Source organism: Stenotrophomonas sp. GD04145, from assembly GCF_029835135.1.
Lineage (GTDB): Bacteria > Pseudomonadota > Gammaproteobacteria > Xanthomonadales > Xanthomonadaceae > Stenotrophomonas > Stenotrophomonas maltophilia_P.
In genome coordinates this window covers 51,508-68,239 of sequence record NZ_JAODZG010000018.1, presented here as the reverse complement: position 1 = coordinate 68,239, position 16,732 = coordinate 51,508, and the positions used below count along the sequence as shown (strand labels likewise).

Here is a 16,732-nt window from a genome sequence, read left to right as displayed (position 1 = left end):
GATCGATGCGGGTGTCGAACCAGTTCATGCCCCAGTGCAGGTGTGGGCCGGTGGCACGGCCGGTGGCGCCAACCGCGGCAATGACCTGGCCCTGCTCGACGCGATCACCGACCTTGACGTCGATGCGCGACAGATGCAGGAAGTTCGAGCTGACGCCGTAGCCATGGTCGATCAGCAGCGTGCCACCGGTCAGGTACAGGTCGGGGCCGGCAAAGGTGACCACCCCGGCGGCGGGTGCCTTCACCGGCGTGCCGGTCGGTACCGCGATGTCCATGCCGGAATGGCCGGCACCGGGCTGGCCGTTGTAGACGCGGGCATTGCCGAAGCGGCCGCTGATGCGGCCCTGCACCGGCCAGATGAAGGTCTGGGTGAAGTCGGTGCGGTCATCGTCGCGGGCACGCGCGGCGGTTACCTGTGCCTGCTCGCGCTTGATCCGTTCGGCAATGGCGGGCGGAGGATTGACCGTCTTCGGCGGTACACCGTTGACCCGTTCGGTCGGCCAGTCGCGCGGCGTCACCGAGATGGTGGCCGTTTCGCTGCCGCCGTCCGGGCGCTGCACCTGCACGCGCAGCGGCCCCTTTTCATCGCGGCCGATACCGAACACCACGCTGCCGTAACCGCTCACGCGCAGCGAGCGGCCGGCATACTGCACGCGGCTGCCGGCGGGAACCTTGCCGATCACCAGCGCGCCCTGCGACGCACTGGCAGGAAACACCACACGGCTGTCGATCAGGCTGCCGATGCCGTCCTGGGCCTGCGCCGCAGATGCGGCCCAGAGGGGGGCGGCAACCAGCACCCCCAGCATGAGGACCCGACGCATCAGCGGTCGTAGGTCAAGCGCTGGCCGGCGGGCTCGCCCACCAGTGCGCTGCCGTCCCACACCCGCTGGCCGTTGACCCAGGTGGAGGCGATGCGCGACCGGAAGGTCGTGCCTTCAAACGGCGACCAGCCGCACTTGGAGAGCACGTCCTCGCGCTTGACCGTGAACGGCACGTCTTCCACCAGCACGAGATCGGCGAAATAGCCTTCGCGCAGGAAGCCGCGCTGCTCCACGTCGAACAGCTGGGCCGGGGCATGCGCGAATTTCTGCACCACCTGCTCACGGGTCAGTTTGCCCTCGTGCACGCGCTCCAGTGCGGCCACCAGCGCGTACTGCACCAGCGGCAGGCCGGACGGCGCCTGCGCATAGGGCTTCTGCTTCTCCTCCCAGGTGTGCGGGGCATGGTCGGTGGCCAGCACGTCCAGCACGTCGTCGGCCAGCGCGGCGGTGATCGCCTCGCGGTCGGCCACGTCCTTGATGGCCGGATTGCACTTGATCAGGTTGCCCTTGGTGGCGTAATCCGGGCGGGCGAAGTGCAGGAAGTGCACGCAGGTTTCGGCGGTGATCTGCTTGCGGCTGCCATCGGCCCGGATCAGCGGGCCCTTCTCGAACAGTGCCAGTTCGTCGGCGGTGGAGATATGCAGGACGTGCAGGCGGGTGCCGTGCTTGCGTGCCAGCGACAGCGCCAGCCGCGTCGACTTGATGCACGCTTCGCGCGAACGGATGTCCGGGTGCATGTCCGGGGTCAGCGCGTCGCCGTATTTTTCCTGGAAGGCTTTCAGGTTGGCATCGATCATCGGCGTGTCTTCACAGTGCGTGATGATCGGGGTCGGACACTCGCGGAAGATCGCGTCCAGTGTTTCCGGGTTGTCCACCAGCATGTTGCCGGTGGACGCGCCCATGAACACTTTCACGCCCGGCGCCTTCTTCGGATCGAGCTGGCGGATGGCCTCAAGATTGTCGTTGCTGGCCCCGTGGTAGAAGCCGTAGTTGGCCCAGGCGCGGCCACGCGCCAGTTCGTACTTGGCTTCCAGGATGGTGGAGTCCAGCGTCGGCGGATTGGTGTTGGGCATGTCCATGAAGCTGGTCAGGCCACCGGCCACGGCCGCTGCCGATTCACTGGCGATATCGCCCTTGTGGGTCAGGCCCGGCTCGCGGAAGTGCACCTGGTCGTCGATCATGCCGGGCAACAGCCAGCGGCCGGCGGCGTCCACCACCTGCTCGCCCTCGCGCGGCGCCAGCCCGGTGCCGATCTGCGCGATGCGACCGTTCTCGATGCGCAGGTCGCCGTCGAAGGTGCGGCCTTCATTGACCATGCGGGCATTGGTGATGAGCGTGGAGGACATGTCAGTGTTTTCCTGTGCAACGGCATGAAGGGGTGTCGGTGCGTTCGGGCACGAGGTCGACACCGCCGGGGTGGAAGGGGTGGCAGCGGCCGAGCCGGCGCGCGGCCAGCCAGCTGCCGCGCAGCGGGCCATGCAGGGAGATGGCTTCCATCGCGTATTCAGAACAGCTGGGCACGAAACGGCAGCGTGGCCCCAGCAGGGGGCTGATGAAGCGCTTGTAGAAGCGCAGCAGGGCAATGAGCAGGCGCGAGATCACCCAGTCATCTTATGCCAGTTGGCATGAAGGCCGCATTTGTGCAGGATGGGCCGTTGGTCGCATGTCGCCGATGGCCTGCGACCGGTACCGGCACCTTCGGGTGCCGGCCAGGTTCCGTACCGCGCGAGGCGGTCCGTGTTCGTCGGACTGCCCCTTGGGGGCCTTGACTCCAGGACTGAATGGAGCGGGGCTGTCGAGGTTGCTGCTGCGGGTCGGGTAGGCTATAAAGGCCCGCTTTCCCGGGCCCCGGGGAATCCAAGGAAGAGCGTTTCGTGGCTGCTAAAAAAACTGCAAAGAAGGCCGCAAAGGCCGCCAAGAAAACCGCCAAGCCTGTTGTGAAGAAGTTGGCGGCAAAGCCCGTTGTCAAGAAGCCGGCGGCCAAGCCGGCGACCAAGGCAGCGTCCTCGCAACCGGCGGCCAGGAAGGCCACCGCGAAAAAAACGCCGGCCAAGGCAAGCAAAGCGGCCGTCAAGAAGGCCGCTGCGCCGGTCAAGGCCAAACCTGCTGCTGCCAGCAAGAAGGCGCCGGCAGTGAAAAAGGCCGCCAGCAAGGCGGTGCCGGTCAAGAAGGCTGCTGCCAAACCGGCTGCGAAGAAGCCGGCAGCCAAGCCGGCGCCGAAGGCGGCGGTGAAAAAGCCGGTTGCACCGCCAGCGGCAAAGAAGGCCGCGGCGCTCAAGCCGGCGGCCAAGCCTGCCGCTGTAAAGAAGGTCACCAAGAATATCGCCACGCCGGCTGCCAAGCCGGCACCGGCCCCCGTAGTGAAGTCCGCACCGAAGCCTGCCGCAACGCAGGCTCCGGCCAAGCCTGTCCCGGCCAAGACCGCGGCAGGTGCTGCAGCCAAACCGGCACCCAAGCCGGCCTCGGCCGCTGCACCTTCCGCGTCGACCGCCCCGCAATCCAAGAATCCCGTGCCCGTTTCGAAATCGCCTGCCAAAACCGCCGTGAAATCCGATCCCGCTCCGAAGACCGTGTCGCGCCCTGTCGGCAAGGTCGCCGTGGCCGTCGCCGCCCGCTCGGCCGCCCCGGCCCCGCGCAGCAAGTACAAGGTCGTCGAGTACAAGACCGACGAGGCCACCGGCCGCCCGATCCTGCCGGCCGGTTACAAGCCGTCGTCGGAAGAGGAATACATGAGCCCGCTGCAGCAGGAGTACTTCCGCCAGCGCCTGCAGAACTGGCGCGCGGACCTGGTGGAGGAGTCCAAGCAGACCATCGAGAATCTGCGCGAGGAAGTGCGTGACATCGGCGACGAGGCCGAGCGTGCGACCCGTGAGACCGAGAACTCGCTGGAGCTGCGCACCCGCGACCGCTACCGCAAGCTGATCGGCAAGATCGACAGCACGCTCAAGCGCCTGGAAGCCGGTGATTACGGCTACTGCGTGGACACGGGTGAAGAGATCGGTCTGGAGCGCCTGGAAGCCCGTCTCACGGCCGAGCGCACCATCGACGCCCAGGAGCGTTGGGAACACCTGCAGAAGCAGCAGGGCGACTGATTCCCGGTCGTTGTCTGGTCATGCAGAAAAACCCGGCCTTGGCCGGGTTTTTTGTTGGGTTCACGTTGGCTGTGTAGAGCAGCGCCTTCCGGGTATCGGGTGGAGCCCGCGGGTGGAGCCGGGCAGGACACGCTGCAAGTACATCCCTGTAAGCTCGGCCGCGGCATCCATGCCGCGGACGGTCCTGCCCGGCCCCACCCACAGGCTCTCGACGCTTCCCTGCGTGCGCGGCCGATGTAGAGCCGAGCCCACGCTCGGCTCAGGCCGAAGCCGGAGGGCAAGGAATAGCAAAAGCAAAAGCAGCCAAGCATGGCTTGGCTCTACCAGGAGCGGTCATGCGTGCGCTCGCGGCTGTTGGGTCCGCCTTGTAGCGAGCCGAGCACCGCAGGGGAATCAGGGGCGAAGAGGCGCGGGTGTCCGAGCGAAGCGAGTTCCGCGCCGTCCCCTGATTCGCCGAGGAGCGCAGGGCACTGGCGCGCAGCGCCGGCTCGCGGATGGCGGCGTGTTTCTTTGGTGACTTTCTTTGCACGAGCAAAGAAAGTTACACCCCGCCGCGGTCGCGGAAGAAGCCCGCCCGGCGCGGCCCGGCGCAACCGCTGCGTGGGCGCACGGAAATGCGCAGCCGAGCATGGGCTCGGCTCTACAGGTTCACTGCAGGTCGCGAAGATTCAACTTCCGCAGCGTCGGGTTCTTCCATGCCGTGATGCCGGCCACGCTCAGCACCGCGAAGCCCCCCAGCACCACTGCCGGTACCAGGCCCAGCAGTCGTGCCATCGTGCCGGCATAGAAGGCGCCCAGTTCGTTGGACGAACTGATGAAGATGCCGTTGATCGACGATACCCGCCCACGCATTTCCTCGGGCGTCGCCAGCTGCAGGATGGTCGAGCGGACCACCACCGACACGCCATCGAAGGCGCCGTAGAACAGCAGGATCAGCGCCGACAGCCAGAAGTGCTGCGACAGCCCGAAACCGATCACGCACAGCCCGAAGCCCGCGACCGCAGACAACAGCACCCGGCCGGCGTTGCGGTGCAGAGGGTGCCGAGCAAGCCACAGGCCCACGCCGATCGAGCCCAGAGCGGGCGCAGCGCGCAGGATGCCCAGCCCTTCGGGTCCATGGTGCAGGATCTCATGCAGGAAGGCGGGCAGCATCGCCACCACACCGCCCAGCAGCACCGAGAACATGTCCAGCGCCATCGCGCCGACCATGATGCGGTTGCCGACCACGAAGCGCGCACCTTCGGCGATGCTCTGGAAGATCGGCGCTGCGGGACCGCTGTGCACCGGTTCCTCCACCTTCAGCGTGGCCAGGCAGGCCACTGCCACCAGCGCGAAGGCCGTCGCCACGCCATAGGACAGCCCCTTGCCTCCCAGGCCGACCAGTACGCCGCCCAGCGCCGGACCCACCACCATGCCGGCCTGGAACACCACGGCGCCCAGTCCCGCACCGCGTGCGAACTGCTCGCGCGCCAGCACGCGGGCGAACAATGCATTGTAGATCGGCGAAAGAAAGGCACGGACCATGCCGGTCAGTGCGATCGCCGCATAGATCGGCCATACGCCGTGGAACGGCAGCCAGCCCATGGCGACGCTGGTCAGTACCAGTGCGGTGGCGATCAGGCCGGAGCAGGCGACCATTCCCAGCTTGCGCCGCGGTAGATGGTCGACCAGATAGCCGGCGAACGGGGCCACGCAGAAGAACGGCAGCACTTCGGCCAGACCGATCAGGCCCAGCGAGAACGGATTGCGGGTAACTTCGTAGATGTGCCAGCCGACGGTGACGGCCACCACCTGGTAGGACAACATGGCGAAGATGCGGTAGGCCAGCAGCTTGGCGAAGCCCGGCCGGGCCAGCAGGCCCAGCGCCGTGTCTTCGGCCGGGGCGGTCCCGCTCACGGGTGTCCGCGCTGCAGCTGGGCCTGCGCCGTCTCGCGGATGAAGGCCAGCATCGCTGCGACGCCGTTGCTGCGGGTCGGCGAAAGATGGCGGGCCAGGCCGATGTCCTGGATGTAGCTCGGCTGCGTGTCCAGGATTTCCTGTGCCGAGCGCCCGGAATAGACACGCAGGGCCAGGAAGATCAGGCCGGAGACGATCGCCGAATCACTGATGGCGTGGAAGCGCAGCGACTGCGCATTGCCTTCCGGAACGATCCAGACCATCGACTGGCAGCCGAGCAGGCGGTGTTCTTCGGTCTTCCACTCTTCGGGGAAGGCCGGCAGCTTGCGGCCTAGGTCGATCAGGTACTGGTAGCGCTCGGACCAGTCGCCGAAGAAGCCGAATTCCTCGGCGATGGCGGCCTGGGCCTCGGCGGTGGTGGGTTCAAGCGGGAACGGGGAGTCGATCACTGCAATCTCTTCGGTGGGGGCGTGGCGGGCGCGGATCAGCCGCGCTTGCGCGACCAGCGCACGCCCTGCGGGGTGTCTTCCAGCACGATGCCTTCGGCGGCCAGCTGGTCGCGGATGGCGTCGGAGCGGGCGAAGTCACGCGCCTTCTTGGCGGCGGCGCGTTCATCGATGAGGCCCTGGATGAGCGCATCCTCGCCATCATCGTGGGCAACGGTGCCGAACCACTGCGCCGGGTCGGCCTGCAGCAGGCCCAGCGCCAGACCCGCACCGAGCAGCTCGCCTTTCAGGCGCGCCTGTTCGGCCGGCTCGATGGCGCGGCGTGCTTCGGCGGCGATGCGCGCCAGTTCGGCCAGTGCCTGCGGCGTGTTGAGGTCGTCATCCAGGGTTGCCTCGATCGTGGCCGGGATCACCGCCACGGCCGGAACCGCGGCGAGCTCGCGCAGGGTGCCGTAGAGGCGGTCCAGCGTGCGCACCGACTGTTCGATCAGCGCGTCGGACCAGTCCAGCGGCTGCCGGTAGTGGGCCGACAGCAGGGCCAGGCGCAGCGCTTCCGGCGGGTGCTGGCGCACCAGGTCGTGCACGCGTTCGATGTTGCCCAGCGACTTGCTCATCTTGGCACCGCCGAAATTGAGCATGCCGTTGTGCAGCCAGAAGCGGGCGAAGATCTTTCCGCCATGGGCGCATTCGCTCTGCGCGATTTCGTTCTCGTGGTGCGGGAACTGCAGGTCGACACCACCGGCATGGATGTCGATGGTCTCGCCCAGATGGGCGGCAGCCATCGCCGAGCATTCGATGTGCCAGCCGGGGCGGCCACGGCCCCACGGCGACGCCCAGCCCGGCAGGTCGTCGGTGGACGGCTTCCACAGCACGAAATCGCCTGGATCGCGCTTGTACGGCGCGACATCGACGCGGGCGCCGGCCAGCATTTCTTCCGGGTCGCGGCGGGAGAGCTTGCCGTAGCCATCGAAGCTGGCCACGGCGAACAGCACGTGGCCCTCGGCGGCATAGGCATGACCGTTGGCGATGAGCTGCTCGATCATGGTGATGATCTGCGGCATGTGCGCGGTCACTTCCGGTTCGATGTCCGGCGGCACCACGCCCAGCGCGGCCATGTCCTCGCGGTAGGCGGCGGCGAAACGGTCGGTGATGGTGCTGATCGGCACCCCCTGTTCGCGCGCGGCCGTGTTGATCTTGTCATCCACGTCGGTGATGTTGCGGGCGTAGCGCAGGGCGCCGAAACGCCGCCGCAGCAGGTCGGCCAGCACCCCGAACACCACCGGCCCACGGGCATTGCCGATGTGCACGTAGTTGTAGACCGTCGGGCCGCACACATACAGGGTCGGACAGGCCGGGTCGAGCGGAATGAACGGTTCGAGCTGGCGTGTCAGGTTGTTGTGCAGGCGCAGGGTCATGGGGGTGTGGCTGGGGGACAAGCCTGCGATTTTAGAACGTGTCGGCCCCCTTTGGGGCGACCGCCTGCCACCGGTGGACCCGGGGGCCACCCAGGTGGGGTGGGCAGGAGCGGCGCGGACGGGTAATGTTCAGCCCCTTGCGCTCGTCACTGCCTACACTATTGCCGTGTCCTTGCTCCCGTCGCCAATGAAATCCACCGCGTTGCTGACCCTGGCCTGGCTGTCGGCGTTGCCGGCCGTGGCTCTGGCCCAGGAGGGGGAGCCCCGCAACCGGGTGGTGATCGTGGAGAACGTGAAGTTCGACTACGCCCAGGTGCTGAACGTCGAGCCGGTGTTCCAGACCCTGCGCGCGACCCGGACCGAGGAGCACTGCGAGCCGGTGTCGACCCGGACCCTGGCCCCGGTGAATGTCACCGGCGAGGAGCCGACGGAGGACAAGGGCCGGATCAGCCGCTTCTGGGACTCGGTGCGCTCGATGTTCAAGCGCAGCGACGAGGAGGCGGTGGACGAGACCGCAGCCGAGACGCCGGCCGCGCCCACCGGTCCCACCAACAACGGGCCGATGCTGACCCGCGACTGCCGGATCGTTCCCGTCGGGCGCGAGTTCCGTCGGCCCATCGCCTACGACGTGGATTACGTCTACAGGGGCACCAAGTACCGCTCGCGCCTGCCGGAAGACCCTGGCAACCGGCTCAAGGTCCGGGTCTCGATCACGCCCTGGGTCGGCCCGGAGCAGGGCACCGCCAGCAATCCCTGATTCTGGGACCCCGGCCCCTTGCGCCGGCGCCGGCCGCGTGCAAAGATGCCCGGCCATGAAGCTCACCGACTTCCAGCACGACAGCAGCGCAGCCCGACAGGCGTCGGGCATGACCTCGCGTGCCCGTCGACCGGAACCCCACATTCTCGCTGGGTAACCGGAGCTTTTTGCTGTTCGTCCGATAGAAACCCAGCCCGCCGGCTGGGTTTTTTCGTTTCCGCTTCCTGAAAGCTTCAACTGCAACGATTTCACCCCACCTTTGGTTTCCGCATTTCCCTTCCACCGCGTCGAACCTGACGCCGCCACGCAAGGAAAGATGATGTCCCCCAAGCACTTCCTGAACACCCAGGACTGGAGCCGCAGCGAGCTTGATGCGCTGCTGACCCAGGCAGCGCTGTTCAAGCGCAACAAGCTCGGCGACCAGCTCAAGGGCAAGTCGATCGCGCTGGTGTTCTTCAATCCGTCGATGCGCACCCGCACCAGCTTCGAGCTGGGCGCGTTCCAGCTGGGTGCCCACGCGGTGGTGCTGCAACCGGGCAAGGATGCGTGGCCGATCGAGTTCAACCTCGGTACGGTGATGGACGGCGATACCGAAGAACATATCGCCGAAGTGGCCAAGGTGCTGGGCCGCTACTGCGACATCATCGCCGTGCGCGCGTTCCCGAAGTTCGTGGACTGGGCCTATGACCGCCAGGACATCGTGCTCAACAGCTTCGCCAGGTATTCGCCGGTGCCGGTGATCAACATGGAGACCATCACCCACCCGTGCCAGGAACTGGCTCACGTGATGGCGCTGCAGGAGCACTTCGGCACCCAGGACCTGCGCGGCAAGAAGTACGTGCTGACCTGGACCTATCATCCCAAGCCGCTGAATACCGCCGTGGCCAACTCGGCGCTGACCATCGCCACCCGCATGGGCATGGACGTGACCCTGCTGTGCCCGACCGCCGACTACATTCTCGACGACCGCTACATGGGCTGGGCCGAGCAGAACGTGGCCGAGAGCGGCGGTTCGCTGAAGATCAGCCATGACATCGACAGCGCCTACGCCGGTGCCGATGTGGTCTACGCCAAGAGCTGGGGCGCGCTGCCGTTCTTCGGCAACTGGGAGCCGGAAAAGCCGATCCGCGACCAGTTCAAGCACTTCATCGTCGACGAACGCAAGATGGCACTGACCAACAACGGTGTCTTCAGCCACTGCCTGCCGCTGCGCCGCAACGTGAAGGCGACCGACGCGGTGATGGACTCGCCGCAGTGCATCGCCATCAACGAGGCCGAGAACCGCCTGCACGTACAGAAGGCGATCATGGCGGCGGTTGCCGGGCGCTGATTCTTTCCCATTCAAAAACCCCGCCGGGCATGGCCCGGCGCTACCAGGACATTACCCCCCATGAGCAACAAAGACGTCGTCCTCGCCTTCTCCGGTGGCCTCGATACCAGCTTCTGCGTGCCGTACCTGCAGGAGCGCGGCTACAACGTGCATACCGTGTTCGCCGACACCGGCGGCGTGGATGATGAAGAGCGCGATTTCATCGAGAAGCGTGCCGCCGAGCTGGGCGTGACCAGCCATGTCACCGTCAACGGTGGCCCGGCCATCTGGGAGGGCTTCGTCAAGCCGTTCGTGTGGGCGGGCGAGGGCTACCAGGGCCAGTACCCGCTGCTGGTCTCGGACCGCTACCTGATCGTCGATGCCGCGCTGAAGCGTGCCGCCGAGCTGGGCACCAACATCATCGCCCACGGCTGCACCGGCATGGGCAACGACCAGGTCCGCTTCGATCTGGCGGTGAAGGCGCTGGGCGACTACCAGATCATCGCGCCGATCCGCGAGATCCAGAAGGAGCACACCCAGACCCGCGCCTACGAACAGAAGTACCTGGAAGAGCGTGGTTTCGGCGTGCGCGCCAAGCAGCAGGCCTACACCATCAATGAGAACCTGCTGGGCGTGACCATGTCCGGTGGCGAGATCGACCGCTGGGAAGCTCCGGGCGAGGGCGCACGTGGCTGGTGCTCGCCGCGCAGTGAATGGCCGGAACAGGCGCTGACCGTCACCCTGAAGTTCGTCGAGGGCGAAGCGGTCGAGCTCGACGGCAAGGCATTGCCGGGCGACCAGATCCTGGCCCAGCTCAACAAGCTGTTCGCTCCCTACGGCGTGGGCCGTGGCGTGTACACCGGCGACACCGTGATCGGCCTGAAGGGCCGCATCGTGTTCGAGGCCCCGGGCCTGGTTTCGCTGCTGGCCGCCCACCGCGCGCTGGAAGACGCGGTGTTGACCAAGCAGCAGAACCGCTTCAAGCCGGACGTGGCGCGCAAGTGGGTGGAGCTGGTCTACGAAGGCTTCTATCACGACCCGCTGAAGACCGACATCGAGGCGTTCCTGAAGTCCTCGCAGGCCAAGGTCAACGGCGAAGTGGTACTGGAGACCCGTGGTGGGCGCGTGGACGCGGTGGCGGTGAAGTCGCCGCATCTGCTCAACACCAAGGGCGCCACCTATGCGCAGTCGGCCGACTGGGGCGTGGAAGAGGCGGAAGGCTTCATCAAGCTGTTCGGCATGAGCTCCACGCTGTACGCGCAGGTCAATCGCGGTTGACCGCGATTGCGCTGGGGCGCTCCAGCAGAGGCGATACGGTAGCGCCGGGCCATGCCCGGCGGAATTTCACAGGAACTGTTGATTCATGCTTGAACAGACACTCGATCACCTGCAGGCCCTGGTGTCCTTCGACACCCGCAACCCGCCGCGCGCGATCAGCACCGCTGGCATCTTCGATTACCTGCGCGCCAACCTGCCGGGTTTCACCGTTGAAGTGATCGATCACGGGGCCGGTGCGGTCAGCCTGTATGCCGTGCGCGGCACACCGAAGTACCTGTTCAACGTGCATCTGGACACGGTGCCGGATTCGCCACACTGGACTGCCGACCCGCACGTGATGCGCCGCCTGGACGATCGTGTGGTCGGCCTGGGCGTGTGTGACATCAAGGGCGCTGCGGCGGCGCTGGTGGCTGCGGCCAATGCCAGTGACGGCGACGCCGCGTTCCTGTTCTCCAGCGACGAGGAAGCCAACGATCCACGCTGCATCGCCGCGTTCCTGGCCCGTGGCATTGCCTATGACGCGGTGCTGGTGGCCGAGCCGACCATGAGCGAGGCCGTGCTCGCGCACCGTGGCATCAGCTCGGTGCTGATGCAGTTCGCCGGCCGTGCGGGCCATGCGTCCGGCAGGCAGGATGCCGCCGCCAGTGCGCTGCACCAGGCGATGCGCTGGGGCAATCGGGCCCTGGATCATGTGGATTCCCTTGCATCTGCACGCTTCGGTGGCCTGACCGGCCTGCGTTTCAACATCGGGCGCGTCGAAGGCGGGATCAAGGCCAACATGATCGCACCGGCAGCCGAAGTGCGTTTCGGCTTCCGCCCCTTGCCCTCGATGGACATCGATGCGCTGCTGGCGACCTTCGCGGGTCTTGCCGAACCGGAAGCCGCGCTGTTCACCGAAACCTTCCGTGGCCCCAGCCTCCCGGCCGGTGACATCGCCGAAGCCGAGAACCGCCGTCTGCTGGCGCGTGACGTGGCCGATGCGCTGGAGCTGCCGATCGGCAACGCGGTGGACTTCTGGACCGAGGCCTCGCTGTTCTCCGCGGCAGGCTATACCACGCTGGTGTTCGGCCCCGGCGACATTGCCCAGGCCCACACGGCCGATGAGTTCGTGACGCTGGAGCAGCTGCAACGCTATACCGACGCCGTGCACCGCATCATCGGCGCCGGCGCCTGATCAACCCCACAACGCCGCCATGCCCCGGCATGGTGGAACTGCAACGCGGCGACCGCCGCCCGTGACGAAACCGAAATGTCTCCTGCCCTCCAGCCCCACCGCCAGACCCGCCAGACCATCGTGCGCCTGCTGTCCAGCATGGCCAGCGCGAAGGAGATCAGCCAGTACCTCAAGCGCTTCTCGCAGCTGGACGCCAAGCGCTTCGCCGTGGTCAAGGTCGGTGGCGCCGTGCTGCGCGACGATCTTGAAGCGCTGACCTCCTCGCTGTCCTTCCTGCAGGAAGTCGGGCTGACCCCGATCGTGCTGCACGGTGCCGGCCCTCAGCTGGACGCCGAGCTGTCCGCTGCTGGCATCGAGAAGCAGACCGTCAACGGCCTGCGCGTGACCTCGCCGGAAGCACTGGCGATCGTGCGCCGGGTGTTCCAGCAATCCAACCTGCGCCTGGTCGAAGCCCTGCAGCAGAATGGAGCGCGTGCCACCTCGATCACCGGTGGCGTGTTCGAGGCCGAGTACCTGGACGTGGACACCTACGGCCTGGTCGGTGAAGTGAAGAAGGTCAACCTGGCGCCGATCGAAGCCAGCCTGCGCGCCGGATCGATCCCGGTCATCACCAGCCTGGGTGAGACCGCCGGCGGACAGATCCTGAACGTCAATGCCGACTTTGCCGCCAACGAACTGGTGCAGGAACTGCAGCCGTACAAGATCATCTTCCTGACCGGTACCGGTGGCCTGCTGGACGAGGCGGGCAACGTCATCGATTCGATCAACCTGTCCACCGAGTACGACCACCTGATCGCACAGCCGTGGATCCACGGCGGCATGAAGGTCAAGATCGAACAGATCAAGGATCTGCTCGATCGCTTGCCGCTGGAATCGTCGGTGTCGATCACCCGCCCGGCCGATCTGGCCAAGGAACTGTTCACCCACAAGGGCTCAGGCACGCTGGTGCGCAAGGGCGAGAAGGTGCTGCGTGCGGCCACGTGGGACGAGTTGGATCTGCCACGCCTGAAGGGCCTGATCGAATCCAGCTTCGGCCGCACCCTGGTGCCGGACTACTTCCAGAAGACCAGGCTGCTGCGCGCGTACGTCAGCGAGAACTATCGGACGGCCGTCATCCTGACCAACGAGGCCGAAGGTGTCTATCTGGACAAGTTCGCCGTGCTCGATGATGCGCAGGGCGAGGGCCTGGGGCGTGCGGTCTGGAACGTGATGCTGGAGGAAACGCCTCAGCTGTTCTGGCGCTCGCGTCACGGCAATCCGATCAATCACTTCTACTACGCCGAATCCGACGGCTGCTACAAGCAGGACCAGTGGAAAGTGTTCTGGTTCGGTGCCGATGGCATCGACCGCATCCGCACCTATGTCGATCACTGCGCTGCACGCGCACCGAGCCTGCAGGGCTGAACGATGACCGTCACCGACACCTGGGCGACGGTGCCGACCCTGCGCGGCCAGCATGTGACGCTGCAGCCCTTGCAGCAGGGACACGTGGACGGCCTGCGTGCCGCGCTGGAAGGCAGCGGACTGGACCGGCTCTGGTACACCCAGGTGCCGGCGCCGGCACAGGCAGGCGCCTACGTACAGGCCGCACTGCAGGCGCAGGCGGAGGGCAGGGTGCTGCCCTTCGTCATCCGTGATGCCGCTGGCGACATCGTCGGCAGCACCCGCTTCTATGACCTCGATGCCGCCGTGCCCAGGCTCAGTCTCGGCTATACCTGGTATGCACCGCGCGCGCAGCGTACCGGTGCCAATACCGAGGCCAAGCTGTTGCTGCTGCAGCATGCCTTCGAAGTCATGGGCTGCATCAGCGTGGTGCTGGAAACCAGCTGGTTCAACACCACCTCGCGCACCGCCATCGCCCGCCTGGGGGCCAAGCAGGATGGCGTGCTGCGCAACCACAAACGGCATGCCGACGGCACGCCGCGCGACACCGTCATCTTTTCCATCATCGATGCGGAATGGCAGGGCGTGAAGCGCCACCTGCAGTACCGTCTGGACAGCCACGCATGAACGATTCGATTTTCACCCTGGGCATCATCGGTGCCCGTGGCCATACCGGTGCCGAACTGATCAAGCTCGTTGCCGCGCATCCGCGCCTGCGCCTGGCGTTCGTATCCTCGCGCGAACGTGCAGGGCAGCGCCTGTCTGACCATCACCCGGAAGTGCAGGGTGACCTGCGCTACGAGAATCTCGACGCCGAGGCGGTGGCGGCCAAGGGCGTGGACGCGGTGATCCTGGCGCTGCCCAATGGTCTGGCGGCACCGTTCGTGGCCGCGCTTGAAAGCGCCCGGCCCGATACGGTGATCGTGGACCTGTCGGCCGATTACCGCTTCGATCACAGCTGGTACTACGGTCTGCCGGAGCTGACCCGCGGTCGCTACACCGGGCAGAAGCACATCAGCAATCCTGGCTGCTACGCCACCGCGATGCAGCTGGCGATCCATCCGCTGCTGGACCTGCTGGCCGGGCCGCCGCAGTGCTTCGGCGTGTCCGGCTATTCCGGTGCGGGCACCACGCCCTCCGACAAGAACAACGTCGAGCTGCTGGCCGACAACCTGATGCCGTACGCGCTGACCAACCACGTGCACGAGCGCGAGGTGTCGGTGCAGCTGGGGGTGGCGGTCGAGTTCATGCCGCATGTGGCGCCCCATTTCCGCGGCATCACCCTGACCGCCAATCTGTGGTTGAACCGCGCACAGACGCGCGAGCAGATCGTCGAGCGTTTCCAGCAGGCCTATGCCGGCGAAGCACTCATCGAGGTGGTGGATGAAGCGCCGTGGGTCAGCCGCATCGCCGGCCGCCACGGTGCCCAGATCGGTGGCTTCACCCTGGCCCCGGGCGGCAAGCGGGTGGTGGTGGTGGCGACCCTGGACAACCTGCTGAAGGGCGCGGCCACCCAGGCCATGCAGAATCTCAACCTTGCGCTGGGCATCGACGAACTGACGTCGATCCCGCACTGAACCCGCATCCGGAGCCCCCATGGCAGACCTTCTTTGGCAGAAACCCGGCGTCGCTGTCGACGCCCAGATCCAGACCTTCCTCGCCGGCGATGACGTGATCCTCGACCGTGAGTTCTTCCTGCATGACATCGCGGCCAGCGCCGCGCATGCACAGGGCCTGCAGCACATCGGCATCCTCGCCGCCAGCGAGCTGGAGGGCCTGCTGCGCGAGCTGGAGGTGCTGGCAGACGACTTCCGCGCAGGCCGTTTCGTGCTGGATACGCGCTATGAAGACGGTCACTCGGCGATCGAAGCGCGCCTGACCGAGCGGTTGGGTGATGCCGGCCGCAAGATCCACACCGGTCGCAGCCGCAATGACCAGATCCTGGTCGCCACGCGCCTGTGGCTGAAGGAAAAGCTGCAGCGCGTCGCCCAGCTCAGCGCCGAGGTGGCCAAGGTCGCGCTCGACCGCGCTCAGGCGGAAAAGGACCTGCCGGTGCCGGGCTATACGCACATCCAGCGAGCCGTCGTGTCCTCGGCGGGCATGTGGTGGGCCGGCTGGGCGGAAGCCTTCATCGACAATGCCATCCGTGCACGTGACACCCATGCGCTGGTCGATGCCAACCCGCTGGGTACCGCCGCCGGGTATGGCGTGAACCTGCCGCTGGACCGTGAACACACCACGGCTGCGCTCGGTTTCGCGCGCATGCAGGTATCACCGATCTATGCACAGCTGTCACGCGGCAAGTTCGAGCTGGCCGCCCTGGAGGCGCTGGGTGGCGCTACCCTGGACCTGCGTCGCATCGCCTGGGATCTGTCGCTGTTCACCAGCGCCGAATTCGGCTTCGTCGCACTGCCGGCGCAGTACACCACCGGCAGCTCGATCATGCCGAACAAGCGCAACCCCGATGTGATCGAACTGATGCGTGCCACCCACGCCAGCGTTGCCGCGGCGCGCACCGAAATCGAACAGCTGCTGTCGCTGCCGTCCGGCTACCATCGTGATCTGCAGTCGTCCAAGGGGGCCATCTTCCACGGCTTCGGTCGCGGCCTGGCCGCGCTGGAACTGCTGCCGGCGCTGCTGGCCAACCTGGAATGGCGCGAGGACAGGCTGCGCGCGGCGATCGACTCCGGCATGTATGCCACCGACGTCGCGGTCGAGGCCGCCGTGGCCGGCGTGCCGTTCCGCGACGCCTACAAGGCCGCCGCGGCAGGTGCCGACAGCGCAGGGCAGGGACGCACGCCGGAGGGCAGCCTGGCCGCGCGTGTCTCGCCGGGTTCGGCATCGGACCTGCGCCTGGATGAGCTGCGCGCGCGCTGGCAGGCGCTGTCCTGATGGCGGGCACCGTCTATCTGGTCCTGGCCATGCGCCGGCCCGGCTTCAGTGCCACCGCTGTGCAGCCGCATCTGGATTTCCTCGATGGACTGCGTGCGCAGGGCCAACTGCAGCTCACCGGTGGTTTCGCCGACGGCAGCGGCGGTGCCTACGTGCTGTGCAACGTGGAGAGCCTCGCACAGGCGCAGGCTATCGTCGCCACGGATCCGCTGGTGACGATGCAGGCCTCCGAGCTGACCGTGCACGAATGGAATACCCGCTGAGAGCCCG

At 66.6% G+C, this 16,732-nt stretch carries 16 protein-coding genes; 10 read left to right on the top strand and 6 right to left on the bottom strand.

Annotated elements, in window-relative coordinates; all coding sequences use genetic code 11:
- From N7367_RS11250 to yidD, 3 genes are all read right to left on the bottom strand, one after another.
- Positions 1-820, bottom strand: an 820-nt coding sequence (locus N7367_RS11250; protein ID WP_279942402.1) for a M23 family metallopeptidase, incomplete at its 3' end; no start/stop codon positions are given.
- A complete protein-coding gene (locus N7367_RS11245) occupies positions 820-2,166 on the bottom strand; it encodes a dihydroorotase (RefSeq protein ID WP_279942401.1) in 1,347 nt (448 codons plus the stop codon). The genes N7367_RS11250 and N7367_RS11245, both read right to left, overlap by 1 nt.
- 1 nt (position 2,167) lies before the next feature.
- On the bottom strand, positions 2,168-2,422 hold the full coding sequence (gene yidD / locus N7367_RS11240; protein ID WP_053519683.1) for a membrane protein insertion efficiency factor YidD: 255 nt from the start codon (positions 2,420-2,422) through the stop codon (positions 2,168-2,170).
- 272 nt (positions 2,423-2,694) lie between these two features.
- Here yidD and dksA point away from each other — a divergent pair, with 272 nt between their 5' ends.
- A complete protein-coding gene (gene dksA, locus N7367_RS11235) occupies positions 2,695-3,912 on the top strand; it encodes an RNA polymerase-binding protein DksA (protein WP_128989529.1) in 1,218 nt (405 codons plus the stop codon).
- Positions 3,913-4,560: 648 nt separating this feature from the next.
- On the opposite strand, the gene N7367_RS11230 is transcribed toward dksA, so the two are convergent.
- Genes N7367_RS11230 through cysS form a run of 3 tightly spaced genes read right to left on the bottom strand, consistent with a single transcriptional unit; the run spans position 4,561 to position 7,669 of the window.
- On the bottom strand, positions 4,561-5,808 hold the full coding sequence (locus N7367_RS11230) for an MFS transporter (protein WP_180875549.1): 1,248 nt from the start codon (positions 5,806-5,808) through the stop codon (positions 4,561-4,563).
- Complete coding sequence (locus tag N7367_RS11225) at positions 5,805-6,257, bottom strand: SufE family protein (protein WP_053519686.1); 453 nt, start codon at positions 6,255-6,257, stop codon at positions 5,805-5,807. The genes N7367_RS11230 and N7367_RS11225 overlap by 4 nt, the downstream gene beginning before the upstream one ends.
- Before the next feature lie 35 nt (positions 6,258-6,292).
- The gene (gene cysS, locus N7367_RS11220; RefSeq protein WP_279942400.1) at positions 6,293-7,669 is read right to left on the bottom strand and encodes a cysteine--tRNA ligase; all 1,377 of its coding nucleotides are present in this window, start codon (positions 7,667-7,669) and stop codon (positions 6,293-6,295) included.
- A gap of 187 nt (positions 7,670-7,856) precedes the next feature.
- On the opposite strand from cysS, the gene N7367_RS11215 reads away from it, so the two are divergent.
- From N7367_RS11215 to N7367_RS11175, 9 genes are all read left to right on the top strand, one after another.
- Complete coding sequence (locus N7367_RS11215; protein WP_053519688.1) at positions 7,857-8,426, top strand: hypothetical protein; 570 nt, start codon at positions 7,857-7,859, stop codon at positions 8,424-8,426.
- A gap of 319 nt (positions 8,427-8,745) precedes the next feature.
- A complete protein-coding gene (locus tag N7367_RS11210) occupies positions 8,746-9,756 on the top strand; it encodes an N-acetylornithine carbamoyltransferase (protein ID WP_053519689.1) in 1,011 nt (336 codons plus the stop codon).
- Between the two features lie 60 nt (positions 9,757-9,816).
- On the top strand, positions 9,817-11,013 hold the full coding sequence (locus N7367_RS11205; RefSeq protein WP_053519690.1) for an argininosuccinate synthase: 1,197 nt from the start codon (positions 9,817-9,819) through the stop codon (positions 11,011-11,013).
- Positions 11,014-11,098: 85 nt separating this feature from the next.
- Positions 11,099-12,187 carry an acetylornithine deacetylase gene (locus N7367_RS11200; protein ID WP_053519691.1) on the top strand — a complete coding sequence of 363 codons (1,089 nt, stop codon included), beginning with the start codon at positions 11,099-11,101 and terminating at the stop codon, positions 12,185-12,187.
- Between the two features lie 75 nt (positions 12,188-12,262).
- Positions 12,263-13,591 carry an acetylglutamate kinase gene (locus N7367_RS11195; protein ID WP_053519692.1) on the top strand — a complete coding sequence of 443 codons (1,329 nt, stop codon included), beginning with the start codon at positions 12,263-12,265 and terminating at the stop codon, positions 13,589-13,591.
- 3 nt (positions 13,592-13,594) lie between these two features.
- On the top strand, positions 13,595-14,197 hold the full coding sequence (locus N7367_RS11190) for a GNAT family protein (protein ID WP_065175501.1): 603 nt from the start codon (positions 13,595-13,597) through the stop codon (positions 14,195-14,197).
- The gene (argC, locus tag N7367_RS11185; RefSeq protein ID WP_279942398.1) at positions 14,194-15,147 is read left to right on the top strand and encodes an N-acetyl-gamma-glutamyl-phosphate reductase; all 954 of its coding nucleotides are present in this window, start codon (positions 14,194-14,196) and stop codon (positions 15,145-15,147) included. The genes N7367_RS11190 and argC overlap by 4 nt, the downstream gene beginning before the upstream one ends.
- A gap of 19 nt (positions 15,148-15,166) precedes the next feature.
- Positions 15,167-16,462 (top strand): argininosuccinate lyase, encoded by a 1,296-nt coding sequence (gene argH, locus N7367_RS11180; RefSeq protein ID WP_065181935.1) that lies wholly within the window; start codon positions 15,167-15,169, stop codon positions 16,460-16,462.
- A complete protein-coding gene (locus N7367_RS11175) occupies positions 16,462-16,725 on the top strand; it encodes a YciI family protein (protein ID WP_053519696.1) in 264 nt (87 codons plus the stop codon). Before argH ends, N7367_RS11175 begins: the two co-directional genes overlap by 1 nt.
- The last annotated feature ends 7 nt before the right edge of the window (positions 16,726-16,732 follow it).